At 65.5% G+C, this 15,721-nt stretch carries 19 protein-coding genes and 1 tRNA gene; 8 read left to right on the top strand and 12 right to left on the bottom strand.

All coding sequences use genetic code 11. The features are described 5' to 3' along the window. Positions 1–10 precede the first annotated feature (10 nt). On the top strand, positions 11–469 hold the full coding sequence (locus ACSC1Y_RS04745; RefSeq protein WP_435333539.1) for a hypothetical protein: 459 nt from the start codon (positions 11–13) through the stop codon (positions 467–469). Positions 470–491: 22 nt separating this feature from the next. Here the strand turns inward: ACSC1Y_RS04745 and ACSC1Y_RS04740 are convergent, their stop codons facing one another. After that, a complete protein-coding gene (locus ACSC1Y_RS04740; protein WP_435333538.1) occupies positions 492–1,127 on the bottom strand; it encodes a ribonuclease H in 636 nt (211 codons plus the stop codon). A 100-nt stretch (positions 1,128–1,227) separates the two neighbouring features. Here ACSC1Y_RS04740 and ACSC1Y_RS04735 point away from each other — a divergent pair, with 100 nt between their 5' ends. After that, on the top strand, positions 1,228–2,166 hold the full coding sequence (locus tag ACSC1Y_RS04735) for a DMT family transporter (RefSeq protein ID WP_435333537.1): 939 nt from the start codon (positions 1,228–1,230) through the stop codon (positions 2,164–2,166). On the opposite strand, the gene ACSC1Y_RS04730 is transcribed toward ACSC1Y_RS04735, so the two are convergent. From ACSC1Y_RS04730 to ACSC1Y_RS04720, 3 genes are all read right to left on the bottom strand, one after another. Then, complete coding sequence (locus ACSC1Y_RS04730) at positions 2,154–2,372, bottom strand: DUF8028 family protein (protein ID WP_435333536.1); 219 nt, start codon at positions 2,370–2,372, stop codon at positions 2,154–2,156. The two genes, ACSC1Y_RS04735 and ACSC1Y_RS04730, sit on opposite strands and share 13 nt — an antisense overlap. Positions 2,373–2,463: 91 nt before the next feature. After that, positions 2,464–4,158 carry a CARDB domain-containing protein gene (locus tag ACSC1Y_RS04725; protein WP_435333535.1) on the bottom strand — a complete coding sequence of 565 codons (1,695 nt, stop codon included), beginning with the start codon at positions 4,156–4,158 and terminating at the stop codon, positions 2,464–2,466. 156 nt (positions 4,159–4,314) lie between these two features. Continuing rightward, positions 4,315–6,540 carry a CDC48 family AAA ATPase gene (locus tag ACSC1Y_RS04720; RefSeq protein ID WP_435333534.1) on the bottom strand — a complete coding sequence of 742 codons (2,226 nt, stop codon included), beginning with the start codon at positions 6,538–6,540 and terminating at the stop codon, positions 4,315–4,317. Between the two features lie 369 nt (positions 6,541–6,909). Here ACSC1Y_RS04720 and ACSC1Y_RS04715 point away from each other — a divergent pair, with 369 nt between their 5' ends. Then, on the top strand, positions 6,910–7,206 hold the full coding sequence (locus ACSC1Y_RS04715) for a hypothetical protein (protein ID WP_435333533.1): 297 nt from the start codon (positions 6,910–6,912) through the stop codon (positions 7,204–7,206). Positions 7,207–7,594: 388 nt separating this feature from the next. Here the strand turns inward: ACSC1Y_RS04715 and ACSC1Y_RS04710 are convergent, their stop codons facing one another. After that, positions 7,595–8,353, bottom strand: a complete 759-nt coding sequence (locus tag ACSC1Y_RS04710; protein ID WP_435333532.1) for a hypothetical protein — start codon at positions 8,351–8,353, stop codon at positions 7,595–7,597. Positions 8,354–8,441: 88 nt separating this feature from the next. Between ACSC1Y_RS04710 and radB the strand changes: the two genes are divergently transcribed. Next, a complete protein-coding gene (gene radB / locus ACSC1Y_RS04705) occupies positions 8,442–9,143 on the top strand; it encodes a DNA repair and recombination protein RadB (protein WP_435333531.1) in 702 nt (233 codons plus the stop codon). Positions 9,144–9,204: 61 nt separating this feature from the next. Here radB and ACSC1Y_RS04700 read toward each other — a convergent pair whose 3' ends face one another. Beyond that, positions 9,205–10,362 (bottom strand): CBS domain-containing protein, encoded by a 1,158-nt coding sequence (locus tag ACSC1Y_RS04700; protein ID WP_435333530.1) that lies wholly within the window; start codon positions 10,360–10,362, stop codon positions 9,205–9,207. A gap of 108 nt (positions 10,363–10,470) precedes the next feature. Here ACSC1Y_RS04700 and ACSC1Y_RS04695 point away from each other — a divergent pair, with 108 nt between their 5' ends. The 4 genes from ACSC1Y_RS04695 (at position 10,471) to ACSC1Y_RS04680 (ending at position 12,666) form a co-directional block, all read left to right on the top strand. Continuing rightward, the gene (locus ACSC1Y_RS04695; RefSeq protein WP_435333529.1) at positions 10,471–10,809 is read left to right on the top strand and encodes a lycopene cyclase domain-containing protein; all 339 of its coding nucleotides are present in this window, start codon (positions 10,471–10,473) and stop codon (positions 10,807–10,809) included. A 26-nt stretch (positions 10,810–10,835) separates the two neighbouring features. Continuing rightward, positions 10,836–11,453: an RAD55 family ATPase gene (locus ACSC1Y_RS04690; protein WP_435333528.1), complete on the top strand. Its 618-nt coding sequence runs from the start codon at positions 10,836–10,838 to the stop codon at positions 11,451–11,453. A 40-nt stretch (positions 11,454–11,493) separates the two neighbouring features. Further along, positions 11,494–12,030 carry an adenine phosphoribosyltransferase gene (locus tag ACSC1Y_RS04685; protein WP_435333527.1) on the top strand — a complete coding sequence of 179 codons (537 nt, stop codon included), beginning with the start codon at positions 11,494–11,496 and terminating at the stop codon, positions 12,028–12,030. A gap of 105 nt (positions 12,031–12,135) precedes the next feature. Next, the gene (locus tag ACSC1Y_RS04680; RefSeq protein ID WP_435333526.1) at positions 12,136–12,666 is read left to right on the top strand and encodes a CNNM domain-containing protein; all 531 of its coding nucleotides are present in this window, start codon (positions 12,136–12,138) and stop codon (positions 12,664–12,666) included. A 31-nt stretch (positions 12,667–12,697) separates the two neighbouring features. Here ACSC1Y_RS04680 and ACSC1Y_RS04675 read toward each other — a convergent pair whose 3' ends face one another. From ACSC1Y_RS04675 to ACSC1Y_RS04650, 6 genes are all read right to left on the bottom strand, one after another. Next, complete coding sequence (locus ACSC1Y_RS04675; RefSeq protein WP_435333525.1) at positions 12,698–13,132, bottom strand: rhodanese-like domain-containing protein; 435 nt, start codon at positions 13,130–13,132, stop codon at positions 12,698–12,700. A 152-nt stretch (positions 13,133–13,284) separates the two neighbouring features. Continuing rightward, positions 13,285–13,743 carry a hypothetical protein gene (locus tag ACSC1Y_RS04670; RefSeq protein WP_435333524.1) on the bottom strand — a complete coding sequence of 153 codons (459 nt, stop codon included), beginning with the start codon at positions 13,741–13,743 and terminating at the stop codon, positions 13,285–13,287. 168 nt (positions 13,744–13,911) lie between these two features. Beyond that, complete coding sequence (locus ACSC1Y_RS04665; RefSeq protein ID WP_435333523.1) at positions 13,912–14,121, bottom strand: TOBE domain-containing protein; 210 nt, start codon at positions 14,119–14,121, stop codon at positions 13,912–13,914. A gap of 55 nt (positions 14,122–14,176) precedes the next feature. Further along, positions 14,177–14,347 carry a DUF1059 domain-containing protein gene (locus ACSC1Y_RS04660; RefSeq protein ID WP_435333522.1) on the bottom strand — a complete coding sequence of 57 codons (171 nt, stop codon included), beginning with the start codon at positions 14,345–14,347 and terminating at the stop codon, positions 14,177–14,179. Between the two features lie 301 nt (positions 14,348–14,648). Next, positions 14,649–14,723 (bottom strand) — tRNA-Val (locus ACSC1Y_RS04655). Positions 14,724–14,846: 123 nt separating this feature from the next. Next, positions 14,847–15,644, bottom strand: coding sequence for a PKD domain-containing protein (locus tag ACSC1Y_RS04650; protein ID WP_435333521.1), 798 nt, complete (start codon positions 15,642–15,644; stop codon positions 14,847–14,849). Positions 15,645–15,721: the final 77 nt, after the last annotated feature.

Here is a 15,721-nt window from a genome sequence, read left to right as displayed (position 1 = left end):
ATCCTCGCGTATGCAACGCCGTCGGTTCCTCGTCTCTGCAGCCGCAGCGGCAACCGGAACGGCCGGCTGCCTCGGCCGGCTCACCGGCGACGAGTCGTCCCGGGAGCGGGATTCACTCGCCACGCCGGAGAGCACTCGAGGGACGACCAACCAGCCGGATTCGCAGCAGCGGCCGGCCCCCCAGCTCGAGGTCCTGTCGACGGTCTCGGGGAGCCTCGACGTCCGCTTCAAACTCGTCCGCGTGGCCGACCTCACCACGATGTACGACCGGCGACGGCGTCTCAGCTACGCGGAACGGGTCTACCTGAGCGGCGTCCTCGACAGGGACACGGACTACCAGCTCTACCTGTACGTCGAAAACGAGTTCATCTTCGAACGGACCGTTCACGCCGGTGAACGACTCGTCCTCGAGATAGATGCCCCCGAGTCGGTCGCGCTCGTCGAACACCGCAGGCTCGATGAGACCTGACCGCTACCGGGTGGCGGCCGAGCTAATCTGACGCGTGTCGGTCGGCACGCGACGGCGGCGGGTACTGCGGCCCGGCGGGTTCGGCAGGGCCCGGTGGTTCGGGTAGGACACAGCGCTCCGGCTCCTGGTTCACGTGTGCGTACCGCGACGGCTCGTTCGCGAGCGGATGCGCCGGGTTCTGGTCCGAGTGGATGCGTGCGGCTCGGACCTCGTCGAAGCCGCAGAGCCGGGCGCGGATGCCGCGCCAGTGGTTCTCGCTCGCCCGGGGGACGGAGAACGGTTTCGTCGGTTTCCAGTCCGGGTGGCGCATCGCGAGAACGGCGTTATTGACGTTCGCCGCGAGGTCGTCGTGGTCGACGAGGATGCCGACTCGTGCGTCGTGCGGTGCCCGTGCGGCGAGCACGTCGAGCCCGAGATGCAGTGCGCGGTACTCCGCGACGTTGTTGTCCGGCGGTGCATCGGCGACGGCGATGCGTGCGACGCGGGTCCCGTCACGCGTCTCGATGATGACGCCGAGTCCACCGGGTTCTGCGGCTCTGTACGAACCGTCTGTGGCGACGTAGAAATCACGATGGTGCGTCGTGGGCGGGTGGGCGATGTGAGGGGTCGGCGACTCGTCGAACAGGTCCCGCAGTGCGGGCCGGCCATGAGCGGCCATAGATACGATTTGGGGATAACTGGTCTTAAAGGATGTGCCCGCAGTGGCAGTGATGTCTCGATTCGAAACCTTCAGGACGGAACCCTGTCTCTCACTCGGTGTGACCAGACACCGCAACGCCGTCCTCTTCCTCGTCCTCGCGGCGATCTGGGGGAGCGCGTTCATGGCGATAAAGGCGGGCGTCGAGTTCATCCCGCCCGTCCTGTTCGCCGCGCTTCGCTACGACGTCGCGGGCGTGCTGATGCTCGCGTACGCGGCCGTCGTCGTCGACGACTGGTATCCCCGGACGCGCGACGGCTGGGCTGAGGTCGTCATCGGCGGGGTGTTCATGATCGCAGCCTACCACGCCTTCCTCTTCGTTGGCGAGACCGGGCCGGTCAGCAGTGCCGCCGCCGCGGTCCTCATCGCCCTCTCGCCCGTCTTGACGACCGCGTTCGCGCGCCTCCTGCTCCCCGACGAGCCCGTCACAGCCTCGACGTGGCTCGGGATGTTCCTCTCGCTCGTCGGCGTGGCCGTGCTCTTTCACCCGGACCCCGCCAACCTCCTCACGGACGCCGTCGTCTCGAAACTGCTCGTGTTCGCGGCCGCCGTCTCGTTCGCCTTCGGGAGCGTCCTCTCTCGTCGGGTCAACGGCGACCTCCCCATCGAGACGATGGAGGCGTGGTCGATGCTCCTCGGGGCGCTCGTGATGCACGGAGTGAGCGTCGCCATGCCCTCGGAGTCGTTCGCGGCTATCGAGTGGACGACCACGGCCATCCTCTCGCTCGCGTGGCTCTCGCTGGCGGCGAGTGCGGTCGGCTTCCTGCTCTACTTCGACCTGCTCGACCGGCTCGGCCCGGTCGAGATAAATATGGTCTCGTACGTCGCGCCCATCTTCGCCGCCCTCTCGGGCTTCCTCGTCCTCGACGAACCGATCACCGTCTACACTGTCGTCGGGTTCGTGGTGATCTTCGCGGGGTTCGTCGTCGTCAAACACCGCGCGCTCTCGGACGAACTCGCGGTTCTACGAACGGAATCGTCTGAGAATCAGGGTTCGTAGCCGTGGCCGACGAGTAGCGCGACGAGATTCGCCGCCAGCAGGGCGACGAACAGGAGCGTCATCTCCAGCGTCGTCAGCCCGTACGCGAGCATCCCGACCTGGATGAACGGAAGCGTCACGGCCGTCCAGAACCCCAACATCGCCACGAGCGACCGCTGTCGTCGCTTCCCGGTACCCCTCGTTACCTGGTCGATCACACCCCCCATACGATAGCTCTGAGTACGCGACCAGTCCACAAATACCCGTTCGATGGTTCAGGTAACTTCGTGATGGTTCAGCCGGCTGCGTGGTAACCCGTCAGTGGACGGCACGGACGCCCGACGGAAGGGCTGTCCACGGGAGCACGGCTGGAGTACCATACTGGGCGAAAACGAGACCGGTCGCCGTGGTCACGTCCGGTGAAGACGACGGACGCTGAGACATCCTGCCGTCGACGAACGACTCGTTGGCCGTCACCGTGATGGTCGAACTCGCGTCGCCGTCCTCGGCCGTGACTCGCTGGTCGTACGTCCCCGACGGTAGCGACGGGACCGTCCCACCGAGCACGACGCGTGTCGACTCGCCGGGTGCGAGCGAGACCGTGCGACTCGCCACGAGCTCGCCGCCGATGCGGTAGCGAACCGTCTCGGTCGACCCGACGTTCCCCTCGTTGGTGATGGTCGCCCGGGCCGTCACGCGTTCTCCCGCCCGTGCGGATTCGGGGACCGTCATCTCCGAGACGACGAACTCCGGTCCCTCGACCGTGAGCTGGCGAGACGCGTCCGTGAATCGGGTCGTCCGGTTCGGGGGTGCCGAACCGACGGCTGTCACCGTGCCGGGTACCTGGAAGGCGACGCGAAGCCGCCCCTCGTCGTCGGTCCTGTACGGCGTTCCGAACAGCCGGACGGTCCCTGCGATGGGTTCACCCGTCTCGGCGACCCGGAGCGTGAAGGTGACGCGCTCACCCTCGGGGACGGTCGGCCGGTCGACCTCGAGTTCGAGTGCCGCGGTCCGCCGGTCGACCGTGAGCTCCGAAGTTCCCGAATCGAACCGTACCGCCGGCGTCTCCGGGGCAGTCGCGGTCACCGTGACGGTCCCCGGGCCCTCGGCGACGAACGAGCTGTTCCCGTCGTCTCCTGTTACGAGCGTCCGGGTCCCGACGCGGACCGTCGCGTTCACCGGCGCGCCCGTGTCGCGCCGATGCACGCGAAGCTCGACCTCCTCGCCGACGACGGTCTCGCTCGCGCTGAGTTCGAGGACCAGCGGGACGACGCGTCGCTCGACGGCGACCGTCGCCGTCGCCGTGACGAACCGCTCGGTGTTCGTCGTATCGCGGACCGCCCGGACGGACCGGTCGCCGGCCGTCCGGAACGTGACCTCGGCGACGCCCGCGTCGTTCGTCTCGAAGCGTCTACCGTCCACGACGACAGTTCCCCGCACCGCCTCACCCGTATCCGCCCGGGTGACCGTCACTTCGACCGGCTCACCGGTGACGGCCGTCTCGGGAGCCGACACCGTCAGAGCGATCTCGTGCCGACGGACTCTCACCGTCACTGCTTCCCCACTCCCGTCACCGCCCCCCGAATCTGCGATGGTCACCCGTTCGCTTCCAGGGTCCTCGAAGACGGCGACCGCCGTACCGTTCCGGTCTGTCTCGACGGTCCGTCCCCCGACCCTGAGCGTGGCGTTGGCGACGGGTTTGTCCTTCGCGGTCACCCGGAACCGGACTGCGTCTCCCGGGTCGACCGTCGTGCGGTTCGCCGTCAGGACGAGTTCCTCGGCGTCGGGTCTATCCTCGCCGTCGAAATCCCAGACCGGGAACACCGGTCCCGACGAGCCACCGTCGCCGAACGGGGGGCCGGTTCCCAGACCACCCACCATCACGGCGAACGTACCGAGCACGATGAGGACGAGGAGGATGACCTGTGGGTCACGATGTGGCCGGTAGGAGCCGTCCTTGCGGGCGGCGACCGGGCCGGACTCGGGGGACCGAACGGGTTCGTGACACTGCATCTGCTATCCGGTAGGAGGTCCGAGGGGCACTGACTTAAAAGCGTTCGCCGCCGAAAGCGGTCGCTATCGGAACACGTGGCCCCAGAGCGTCAGGATGGGCCGACGGGGTAGTCCCGAAGTCGGTGAGAAGAGCTGTTCAGTGGAGGCCGAAACGACCTACTGGAAGCCGATGCGGCTGCTCTGGCGGTCCCGACCGACGTCTGCGGTCCCGCCCTTGAAGTCCTCTTTCATCTTCTCGTAGTAGTCGAGGATGTCCTCCGTGATGGTCGGCCGCACCGACTCCATCGCGGACCGGAAGTGGCGCATCTCGACCTCGTCTGCGTCGTCGGACTCGCGGAGCGCCTCGATGGCGGCCTCGCGGGCGATGGACTCGAGGTCGGAGCCGACGTAGCCGTCGGTCAACTCCGCGAGCTCGCGCAGGCTCACGTCCGGCGCGAGCGGGATGCTCTTGGTGTGGATCTTCAGGATCTGTTCGCGCCCCTCGACGCCGGGCTGGCCGATCATCACGAGACGGTCGAACCGCCCCGAGCGGATGAGCGCCGGGTCGATCATGTCCGGCCGGTTGGTCGCGCCGATGACCATGACGTTGCCCATCTCCTCGAGCCCGTCCAGTTCCGTCAGGAGCTGGTTGACGACGCGCTCCGAGACGTTCGAGCCCATCTCGCCGCCCCGGCTGGGCGCGAGCGAGTCGAGCTCGTCGAAGAAGATGACCGTCGGGGCCACCTGTCGCGCCTTCCGGAACGTTTGCCGGATGGCCTTCTCGGACTCACCGACCCACTTCGACAGCAGCTGCGGGCCACGGACCGAGATGAAGTTGGCGTTCGTCTCGTTGGCGACCGCCTTCGCCATCAGCGTCTTCCCGGTCCCGGGCGGTCCGTAGAGGAGCACGCCGTTCGGCGGGTCGATGCCCATCCGCTCGAACTTCTCCGGGTTGTTCAGCGGCCACTCGATGGACTCCTGGATGTTCTCTTTCGCCGCGTCGAGTCCACCGACGTCGTCCCAGGAGACCTTCGGTAGTTCGACGAGCACCTCGCGCATCGCGCTCGGTTCGACCTCGGCGAGCGCGCCGTCGAAGTCGCTCTCCTTGACGATCATCCGGTCGATGAGGCTCGGTGGGATGTCCTCCTCGTCGAGGTCTATCTCGGGGAGGTATCGACGGAGCGCCTTCATCGCGGCCTCCTTGGTGAGGGACTCGATGTCCGCGCCGACGAACCCGTGGGTCTCGTGGGCGAGGCCCTCGAGGCTCACGTCGTCCGACAGCGGCATCCCGCGGGTGTGGATCTGGAGGATCTCTTCGCGACCTTCCTCGTCCGGGACCCCGATGTCTATCTCGCGGTCGAACCGGCCGGGACGGCGGAGGGCGGGGTCGACGGAATCGACGCGGTTCGTCGCCGCGATGACGATGACCTGGCCACGGGCTTCGAGCCCGTCCATCATCGTCAGGAGCTGGGCGACGACGCGGCGCTCGACCTCGCCGGTCACGTCTTCGCGCTTGGGCGCGATGGAGTCCAGTTCGTCGATGAAGATGATGGACGGCGCTTCCTCGGCGGCGTCCTCGAAGATCTCCCTGAGCTGTTGTTCGGACTCACCGTAGTACTTCGAGATGATCTCCGGACCAGCGATAGAGAAGAAACTCGCGGAGGTCTCGTTGGCGACCGCTTTCGCGAGGAGGGTCTTCCCGGTGCCGGGCGGCCCGTAGAGCAGGACACCCTGCGGGGGCTCGATGCCGAGCTTCTTGAAGATCTGCGGGTGCTTCATCGGCAGCTCGACCATCTCTCGCACGCGCTGAATCTCGCCCTGGAGGCCGCCGATGTCTTCGTACGTTATACCGCCGCCTGCCTTCTCGAATCCCGAGATGGGCTCCTCGCGCAGCTCGACCTCGGTATCCTCGGTGATGAGGACGACGCCCTCCGGCTCTGTCTCGACGGCGATGAGCGGGATGGCCTGTCCGGGCGAGCGCATGAAGGGGTGGTTCGTGCTCGACATGACGGGCACGATGTCGCGCTCGACGACGGGCCGCTTCAGAATCTGTCGCTTGACCATGCCGGCGGCGTCGGAGCCGAACTGGACCGATGCCTCCTCGGGGGGTGCGAGGACGAGCTTCTCGGCCTTCGTGGCCTCGGCCTTCCGGATGGTGACCCGTTCACCGATACCGACGTCCGCGTTCTGGCGCGTGAAACCGTCGATCCGGACCGTGTCGGTGTTCCAGTCCTGCCGGTCGGCCCGCCACACCTTCGCTGCGGTCGTGTCTGCACCTTCGATCTCGATGATATCGCCCGGGCTGAGCTTGAGATGTAACAGCGTATCCGGGTCGAGCCTGGCGATACCGCGACCCGAGTCGTTCGGGTACGCCTTGGCGACCTCCAATTGAACTTCGTTCATGATTTTAAAGCTACGGGGATGGATTGAACTGCGTCTCGCGTGCCGATATGGTTTTTGGTACCGGGGGTAGACGGTACACCCACCGCCGACAGTGTTTTTTGGTAACAATTTACATTGGTTCTGCGGGCTACAAAGCCCTACCGCCTCCGTGTTCCGTGGACGTCGCGGCGAATCACCCGCCCGACAACGAGTAGTGATGTGCCCGGTCCGTGGCCGCCAGCGGTAGTCGATACCACGAGAAACCTGACCAAGGACCTACCCAACATCTGCACCGACCTTATATTCTGATAATTGGCCTTAGATGGTTATACACATCAGGCCGTAGCATTATATGGATTGCTCTCATCGTTTCACCTAGATACCGAGGCCATGACTTCATCCACCACTACCACCACAGGCGAGGGGGACGAGGCTGCAGAGGAAGAGCGCGAATCGGTCTACAGCAACCACCCGTTCACGTTCGGCATGTGGCGTCACAGCGAGCCCGTCGTCGACGAACCGGAGGAGACGGAGGAGGCCGCCGACACCGAGGAGACCGGCGAGAAGAAGCCTATCGTCGCCGACGGTGGCGTCGCCGTCACCACGGCATGCCCTGGCTGTGACGCACCGCTCGTCAACGTGCAGGGCGTCCCTGCCTGCACGGAGTGCGACTGGACGGCGCGGTAACCGATACGCCAGCTCCGCCCGGATTCTTTCGTCCTCGGTTGTTTCGTTCGATGTTACCGGCTAGCTCCCGGTGCGGTTCTCGTTCGGATGACGAACAGCCGTCGCTGTTCGTGTGCGACGCGCCCGTCGGAAAGTGAAGCGCTCCCCGTTCGGTAGTAGCGGTTTCTCGCTCTGCTCGAAACCGCTCACTCCTGCTCGCGGCTACGCCGCTCGCTTTCTGGAGGTTCTCGCTCGTTTCACTCGCTCCGAACCTCCCTACTGCTCGCGGTTCGTTTCACTCACCGCTCGCCTTTCGAGGTTCCTCACTGCGTTCGGAACCTCGCTACTCCTCACGAGTCGCTTCGCTCCCCGTTCGGTAGTAGCGGTTTCTCGCTCTGCTCGAAACCGCTCACTCCTCATCCTCGTCAGTCTCCTGCATCGGTGGGACAGAGTTCTTGTGCAGGTCCAACGCCTCGTCGATGCTCAACTCACCCGACGCCACTCGCCGCGCCAGTTCCTCGTCGATGGCCCGGTTCTCGTTCGAGCGCTCGCGCGACCGGTTCTTGATGACCTGCAGCTCGCCAGCCGTCGGCTCGATGTCGCGCTTCTCGATGACCTCGCCCTCGATGCGTGCGATGTTCACCGCGGCGAGGACGTCACCCATCCCGCGAGCGCCCGTCCCGAGGTAGGGCGTCGTCCCGGTCTCGTCGACGAGTTCGACCCGGACGTCTTCGAGCGCGTTGACGATGTTCGCCCCGTCGAGGCGTGCACCGTCACCGATTCTGACGATGGGGTCCACCGCGTCGGCGACCTCGCGCTGGATGGCGGCGACGGCGTCGTCGGCAGGGACCTGGAACGCCGCGACGACCATCTCGCCCGATAGCACCGCGATTCCCGGCCGGCGACCGGGGTCGACGCCGACGATAGTCTGTCCGCTACCGCCTCGGAGGTAGATGAGGGCGGCGTCGACCGCGCGCCGGGGTTCGTCCGGTTCGGCCTGGACGACGTGCGGTCCCTCGACCGACTCGTCTTCGCCTGTGATGACGACCGTGGTCCGGTCGGGCAGTTCGTCGTCAGGTTCGATGGTGGTGAACGACACGCCGCGGTCGCGCAACTCGTTGACGACGCCGTGGTAGACCTCGAAGTCTGCAGTGGCGACGACTATCACTCCCTGATACTTCGCGCCGAACAGTATAAAACTCAACACCTGCCCACGGGTCAGAGCGCTTTTGCCGCGGGCCAACCGAGGAGCCAACGTGCAAGGGAGTATCTCAACCGGGTGTGGCGACCTCGACGACCTGCTCGGCGACGGGTTCGAACGAGGGACGGTCACGCAGGTGTACGGGCCGCCCGCGGCAGGGAAGACGAACGTCGCGCTCGTCACGGCGGTCGAGACGGCGGCACGGGGCGGAACCGTCGTCTACGTCGACACGGAAGGGCTGTCGCTGGACCGGTTCGAACAGGTCGCGCAGTCGAGAGCGAGCCGCGCCGACGAGTCCGTCGAGGACATCACGGGCCGTATCGTCGTCGAGGAGGCGTTCGACTTCGAGGAGCAGGAGGAGGCGGTGCGCGACGTCGAGGAGTTCGCAGACCGCGCGGACTTCGTCGTCGTCGACTCGATAACGGGGTTCTACCGACTCGCTCGGGGCGAGGACTCGGAGGGAGGTGAGGCGCTTCGGAAGGTCGGACGACAGGTGACGCACCTGCTCTCGCTCGCGCGCCGTCACGACTTCGCCGTCCTCGTCACCAACCAGGTCTTCTCCGACATCGACAGCGACCGGACGCGGGCGCTCGGCGGGAACACCCTCGAACACTGGATGGGGAGCGTCGTCCGTATCGACCGGTTCCGTGGGGGGAACCGGCGTGCGACGCTCGAGAAGCACCGGGCGAAGCCGGCCGGTCAGACGGTCCAGTTCAAGATAACGGACGCCGGCATCACTGCGAGCGACGTGGCGTAACGGTACTGCACGTCGGAAAATCGGAGTGTCGGATTCTCTGTCCTGCGACCCGTTGGCTCCGCTACAGCTCGTTCAGCTTGCGCAGCAGCTGACCACGGTACTGTTCGTCGGAGCGGTAGTTCTTCATCTCCAGGACGTTCCGCTCGAGCTTGTCGAGCGCGACGCGGAAGGCGGACTCGGCGCCGTAGCCCTCACCGGAGCCGGCGACCTGTCCGCTCGTCGTGCGGACGCGGATCTGACAGTAGATGAGTGGCGTGCCACGGAGCTTCTCTTTGTGCTCCTGGAACCGGACGTGAACGTGCAGGACCTTCATCTTCTGGTACTTGCTGAGGACCTCTTCGAGCGAGTCGTGGATGTCCTCCCGGGAGATGGTGTCGAGCAGGCTGACGTTCGTGATCTGGATGTCCATGCGCTCCTCCTCGGTGAAGGTGAGGGCACGGAGGACGTCGGTCTTGGTGACGACGCCCTGGATGAGCCGGTCGTCGTCGCTCTGTACGACGACGAGCCCACCGAGGTCGTGTTCGAGCATCCGGGAGACGGCGTCTTCGACCGACTCGCCGACCGTCGTCGTCCGGACCGGACTCGACATCATGTCGTAGACGGACATGTCCAGAACGCGGTCGGAGTCACCTGCACGCTCCCCGGTCGTCATCTTCGACATGTTCCGGATGACCACGTCGGCGATGTCGTGACGGGTCACGACCCCGGTCAGGTATCCCTCGTCGTTGACGACCGGGATACGCGAGATGCCGTGCTCGCGGAGGAGGTTGATGACCTTCCCCAGGCTGTCCTCCTCGTGGACGGTCACCGGTTCGTCGGAGTATATCTGCTCGACGTCCAGGGCGTCGAGGTTCTCGAGGACGGCCTCGAGAATCGCGTCTACCGTGACGATTCCCCACAGCTCGTCGTCCTCGAACACGGGCGCGATCTTCACACCCCCCTCGACGAGGACGCGCGCCGTCTCGCGGATGTCTTCGTGCCGGTCGACCTTCGGAGCCGGTGCGTTCCGACTCGGCTTGACCAGCGCCGCGACCTTCGCGTCGTCCTCGACGTGTGACTGGAGTATCTCTCGCTCCGAGACGACTCCCTCGTACTCACCGTCCCGGGTGACGATGATCCCCTTGGGGTTCTCGTTCTCGAACAGAGACCGCACCTTCCCAAGTCGCTCCTGGACGTCCACTTCGATGAACTCCGGGGTCGCGATATCAGAAATATCCATAGTACACCCTGTGATTCACCGCCACTGACCTTCAAGATACCGCCAAGATGGATTCCCTCTCCCGCTTCCGTCCGTGACATTTTCGGGATTCGGCCCGTATAGTGCGGTATGCTCCCAGATATCACGATTCTCGGGCCCTGGACCTACCTCGCGACGGAGGTCGTCTTCGGCTCGGTCGCGTTCGCACTGCTCGTGCGGGCGAACGCGCTCTCACGAGCCGTGCGTACCATTCTCACGCTCTACCCGGTTGCGTACGTCTGGGACTGGTACACGCTCGAGGTCGGCGTGTTCTCCATCCCGCTCAGGACCGGTGTCGAACTGTTGGGCATCCCGCTCGAAGAACACGTGTTCATCGTCGTCGTCCCCGCGTTCGTCCTCGGAATCCACGAGACGATTCACGGTGGTCGGTCCCGAGACGACGAGGCGGCCACCGACCCAAAGACGTAATCCACTCCCTCGAGAACCCTCGGGGTATGCCTCCGCGGTTCACGACGGGGATGGACACGCTCGACCGGTTGCACGAGGGTGGTGTTCCGTCCGGAAACGTCGTCGCCCTGCTCGCACCGCCGGAGAGCCAGAGCGAACTGCTGGTGAACATGCTCACCGCCCAGCACGAGGCGCTCTACCTCTCCACAACACGGACCGCCGACGCTGTCGAGGACGGTCTCGGCCGTGCCGCCACCGACACGAACGTCGTCTACCTCGGTGCCAGCCCCTCGCCCGACGACCTGACCAGTGCCCTCTCGCACGTCCCCGAGAACGGGCTCGTCGTCGTCGACCAGCAGAACCCGCTCGAGGATGTCTCCCGCCGGGAGTACGTCTCGATGGTGAACGCGCTCCAGCGCCGTCTCAGGGAATCCGGGTCCATCGCGATGCTCCACTGCACGGGCGACCGCAAGTCGACCCCTCGCAGGGACGTCACCCTCGTCGCCGCCGATATCGTCTGGACGCTCGACCTGCGCCTCACCACCTACGCCATCGAGAACCGGCTCGCCGTCACCAAGTTCCGCGGTGGCCGCGCGCTCCGCGAACCCGTCAAACTCCAGCTCACCGACGGTGTGCGGGTCGATACCAGTCGGGACATCGCCTAGAAACCGGTCGGTTTTTCGCCTCGCTCCCGTTGGCACCAGTATGGACGCGCTTCGCCGCTCGATTCACGAGGCACCCGTCATCGACGAGGACGGCTATCGCTACCTCGTCCACCCCATCAGCAACGGCATCCCGACGCTCGATCCCCACCTCATGCGAGAGGTCGTCAACGGCATCTGCCAGGTCGCAGACCTCGCAGACGTCGACGTCATCGTGACGCCCGTGACGATGGGCGTCCACGTCGCGACGGCCGTCTCCCTCGTCGCCGACATCCCGCTCGTTGTCATCCGCAACCGCGAGTACGGCTTCGACGACGAGGTCCCGTTCGACCTGAACGGCGAGGACTACTACCTCAACGACGTCTCGGCCGACGACGACGTGCTGGTCCTCGATGACCTGACGAACACCGGCGTCTCCGTCGCGGCCATCACCGAGGCGCTCGACGACGTCGGCGCGAACGTCGTCGACGTCGTCACCGTCATCCGCCGCACCGAGACCGAGCAGGTCCCGATGGACTACGAGGTAAAGAGCCTCGTCGACGTGCGCGTGACCGACGAGGGCGTCGAAGTCCTGGACTGAGGCCGACGTCGTGGTTCTGAGCTGAGGACGACATCGAGATTCCGAACTGAGCGCGGGATTCACCGGCGAACGGACGTTTTTCCGACCAGGCCGTATCATCCCGGTATGGTCACATCAGCGGTCCTCTGGATAAGTCTCACCGCCGTCCTCGCCCTTCTCGCCTGTAGCGCCTTCTTCTCCAGCAGCGAGACCGCCATCTTCTCGCTCCCGCGCGACGTCCTCGACGCCGACGTGGCGAGTGGCGACGCTCGCGCCGCACGTCTCGCCGAACTCCGCGCGGACCCGCATCGACTGCTCGTCACCCTGCTCGTCGGCAACAACCTGGTCAACATGGCCATCTCGAGCGTCATCACGGTCGTCCTCGTCGAAACGGTCTCGGCCGGAATCGCGGTGACGGCCGCGACGCTCATCGCCAGTTCCGCGGTGCTCGTCTTCGGCGAGATCGTCCCGAAGTCCTACGGGTTGGGGAACGCCCGCCGCTGGGCGCGCAGGGTCGCCCGGCCGCTGTACCTGATCGAGCTCGCGTTGCTCCCCGTCGTCGTCGTCTTCGACGTGCTGACTCGGCGGCTGAGCGGTCTCGTCGGTGGGGGCGACACGCTGGAACGGCAGTACGAGGACGAGTCGAAGTCCGGATAGTCCAGCCGCTCGCGGCTCCGTCGGGAGGCCGTCACACGACCGGTGTCACTTCGCGGACGGGGCCGCCACGGACCCGCCACTCCCTGAACCCGCCTTCGAGACTGGCGACCGACCCGACGCCCATCTCCGCTGCCCGCTGGGCGGCGAGGAGCGACCGGCTTCCCACGCCGGAGACGAAGACGAACTCCGCGTCCGCCCCGAACCCTGGTACGAAGTACGGACTCTCGGGGTCGATGTGGAACTCGAGCATCCCTCGCGAGGCGTGGAGCGCCCCGGGAATCTCCCCGTCTCGCCAGCGTTCGTTCTCGTCGCGGACGTCGACGAACACGGTGTCCGGCGACCCGTACCGTTCGAGTGCCTCCTCGACCGAGATGACCGGGACGACCGCTTCAGCTTCCGCGACGAGTTCTCTATATCCCTTCCAGATGCCGCTCACTGCCCGTTCGTCTGTCGACGCTCTCGTCATCATTCGATATAAGACGAGTGAAATATTAACCGTATTTTACGAAAAGCCGACACGGTTCACCGCGCGCCTGTGGTCGTAACCAGACGCCCGGAGCGCACTTCGGTGACCGAAGCCGTTTCGAACCGCTTTCGGTCGCTCACACACCTGAAGGGTCAGAACCATCCCGCCTCGCCGCCACACGCGCTCTGTTGGAAACCGATGTACGGCTCGTCGTCATCGCCGTCGCGGTTGATCTTGACGTACAGCTCCTCAGGTGGTTCGTCGCGCTCGGTACAGTCCGGGAAGAATCGGTAGGTCCCCGTCACGGACCGGTCGTCGTCGAGTTGCACGCGAACGAAGTACCGACGGCTCGTCACGACGTCCCGCTTCTTCAGCTCGGACGCGGCACCACCCGCTGGTCGTGGGTCCAACTCGTAGAGCCGGTCCAGAACGAGAGCGTCGCTCCGCTCGTCGGCGTCCATCCGCAGCAACTCCACGGCGAGCCGCTGGGGTTCGTCGGTGAAGTTCAGGAGTGTGACGGTCAGCGGTCTCTCTCCGGAGAAACAGCCCGGAACGGCCGAGATTCCGAGCAGAGTTCCGGCCTGGAGGACACGGCGGCGTGAGAGTCGCATTACAGGCCGTCCCAGACACGGTGAGACGATATGTCTTTCCCCTGTCCAATACGTCCTGAACAGTCGAAAACGGGGCTTTCAGACGCCCCGATGGCCGTTCGGCCGGATGCGATGGTCCGGTCGCGGCCACGAGTGACCTAGACAGCAGGCTGACGAGAACTGCGCGGGTCAGGCCTTCTCTATCATCACTTCCGTCGCCTTGACGACGGCGTCGACCTCGTCGCCGACTTCGATACCGAGCCGGGCGACCGACCCGCTGGTGATGATGGCGGTCACCGTCTGGCCGTCGGCGGTCTCGACGACCACTTCGGCCATCAAGCCCGACGTCTCGACCGACGTGACGGTTCCGTGGATGCGGTTCCGCGCACTGAGTGCCATGAGAGAAAGAGGCATCACCGGCGGATATCGTCGTCGTCGACGGACCGTCCAGGAGTCACTCGTCTTCGATGTTCGCGCGGATCGAGTCGATGGTCTCTCTGTCGAGGTCCATCTCGGGGTGGGCCTTCTTCGCGTGCGTCTCGACCTGTGCCATCACCAGCTCTTCCGTCTCGGCCTCGATGGTTGCGTCGCAGCCGGGGATGATGCACTCGAGTTTCTTGGGCATGGGTCGTCGTTGGGCCGAGAGTCTCAAAAGACTGGCGAGGTGCCCGGATTCGTCGGCGCTGTATGTCGGATTGGGGCAGGTTCGACCCTCGCCGAGACGTGCTCGCTTCGCTCACGGCTTCGCCGTCCGCATCCGAGATCGCTCCGTGACCTCGCATCGCTCGTCGTGTGAGAAATCAGAAAATGGGTTGGGGCAGATTTGAACTTTGGTCACTCCGCTCACTACGTTCGCTTTGCTCCCGAGTTCAAACTGCCCAACAGAACGATTCTGCGCCTCACGAAGTTGTTCGGCGCAGAAGTAGTGGGTTGGGGCAGATTTGAACTGCCGGCCTCCTCCATGTCAAGGAGGTGTCATAACCAGACTAGACCACCAACCCAGTGGCGTACTGGTCCTCGCTTGCCTGCATTTCTTCGTTGGCCGGTGGTATAAAAAAGGGTTTCGAATCGACTGCGGTGTGATGGTTTCGCCCATGCCGCGCCCGCCCACGATTCTCCGGCCGTCATCGGGTGCCGACGAACAGGGGGACCTGAACCTCGCCGCGGCGGCCGTCGTGCGCCCGCACGCGTAAGGTGCAATCGTGTGGGCCACCGTCGTCGAACTCCCGGGTTACCACCCTCCCCGAGCGACAGCCGTCGTCGAACACCCACTCGGAGGCGACGATGCGGCCGTCGAGAACCGAGCTGCGGCTGGCGTCGAACGTTATCGGCTGGCCGGGCTCGACGCCGACGCCATCGTCGAAGTGCTCGCTCGGCCAGACATCGTACCGCGGAATGGGGGCTGGCAGGCTATCGAGTGGGTACGCCACGAATCTGAGCGACCGTGAGACCGTCGTGCCGTTCCCGAACCTTGCAGCCAGGGACAGCGTGAACTCGCCCGGGCGGTCGAAACGATGGACGATACGCCTTCCCTCCCGACCCGTTCCGTCGTCGAACCGCCAGCGACACGACGCGAGCGCCGGTTCTGACAGCGGGACCCCGGCGGGTCGGTCGACCGAGATGGCCAGCGTGACCGGTCTGCCGACGACGGTCTGATACCGCCTGACGGACGTCCGATGCTGGCCGGCGAGCGCCTGCTCCCGACCGTCGTCGTCACTCGCGCCGCGAACCGCACCCCGAACTACGACCGAGACGGCGCGAGCGTCCCTGTAACCGCCTCTGCATCGGTCGAGAACGGCGTCTCGAGCTGTGGTTCTCGTTCGCTTCTTCCTCCCCGTCCCACGGCCGACCCCGAGTCCGCCGAGGGCTCCACCCACCAGTGTCGCGAGGAGCGTCCGTCGACCAGCCGTCTGAGGCGACATCGTCGCCGGTGTTGGCCCCTCCTTCGTACATGAACTCTCGCCCTGGAACCGCCACCGGTGTTCGTCCCGTGCTAGCA

This window comes from Haloarchaeobius lipolyticus (genome assembly GCF_051208015.1).
In the GTDB taxonomy this organism is placed as follows: Archaea; Halobacteriota; Halobacteria; order Halobacteriales; family Natrialbaceae; genus Haloarchaeobius.
The sequence above is the reverse complement of the archived record's forward strand: the minus strand, read 5'-3'. Positions and strand labels throughout refer to the sequence as shown.

Coding starts and splice junctions, on each gene's coding strand:
- ACSC1Y_RS04745 (WP_435333539.1), top strand. CDS start 11: ATGCAACGCCGTCGGTTCCTCGTCTCTGCAGCCGCAGCGGCAACCGGA.
- ACSC1Y_RS04740 (WP_435333538.1), bottom strand. CDS start 1,127: ATGGCCGCTCATGGCCGGCCCGCACTGCGGGACCTGTTCGACGAGTCG.
- ACSC1Y_RS04730 (WP_435333536.1), bottom strand. CDS start 2,372: ATGGGGGGTGTGATCGACCAGGTAACGAGGGGTACCGGGAAGCGACGA.
- ACSC1Y_RS04725 (WP_435333535.1), bottom strand. CDS start 4,158: ATGCAGTGTCACGAACCCGTTCGGTCCCCCGAGTCCGGCCCGGTCGCC.
- ACSC1Y_RS04720 (WP_435333534.1), bottom strand. CDS start 6,540: ATGAACGAAGTTCAATTGGAGGTCGCCAAGGCGTACCCGAACGACTCG.
- ACSC1Y_RS04715 (WP_435333533.1), top strand. CDS start 6,910: ATGACTTCATCCACCACTACCACCACAGGCGAGGGGGACGAGGCTGCA.
- ACSC1Y_RS04700 (WP_435333530.1), bottom strand. CDS start 10,362: ATGGATATTTCTGATATCGCGACCCCGGAGTTCATCGAAGTGGACGTC.
- ACSC1Y_RS04695 (WP_435333529.1), top strand. CDS start 10,471: ATGCTCCCAGATATCACGATTCTCGGGCCCTGGACCTACCTCGCGACG.
- ACSC1Y_RS04690 (WP_435333528.1), top strand. CDS start 10,836: ATGCCTCCGCGGTTCACGACGGGGATGGACACGCTCGACCGGTTGCAC.
- ACSC1Y_RS04685 (WP_435333527.1), top strand. CDS start 11,494: ATGGACGCGCTTCGCCGCTCGATTCACGAGGCACCCGTCATCGACGAG.
- ACSC1Y_RS04680 (WP_435333526.1), top strand. CDS start 12,136: ATGGTCACATCAGCGGTCCTCTGGATAAGTCTCACCGCCGTCCTCGCC.
- ACSC1Y_RS04675 (WP_435333525.1), bottom strand. CDS start 13,132: ATGACGAGAGCGTCGACAGACGAACGGGCAGTGAGCGGCATCTGGAAG.
- ACSC1Y_RS04670 (WP_435333524.1), bottom strand. CDS start 13,743: ATGCGACTCTCACGCCGCCGTGTCCTCCAGGCCGGAACTCTGCTCGGA.
- ACSC1Y_RS04665 (WP_435333523.1), bottom strand. CDS start 14,121: ATGGCACTCAGTGCGCGGAACCGCATCCACGGAACCGTCACGTCGGTC.
- ACSC1Y_RS04660 (WP_435333522.1), bottom strand. CDS start 14,347: ATGCCCAAGAAACTCGAGTGCATCATCCCCGGCTGCGACGCAACCATC.
- ACSC1Y_RS04650 (WP_435333521.1), bottom strand. CDS start 15,644: ATGTCGCCTCAGACGGCTGGTCGACGGACGCTCCTCGCGACACTGGTG.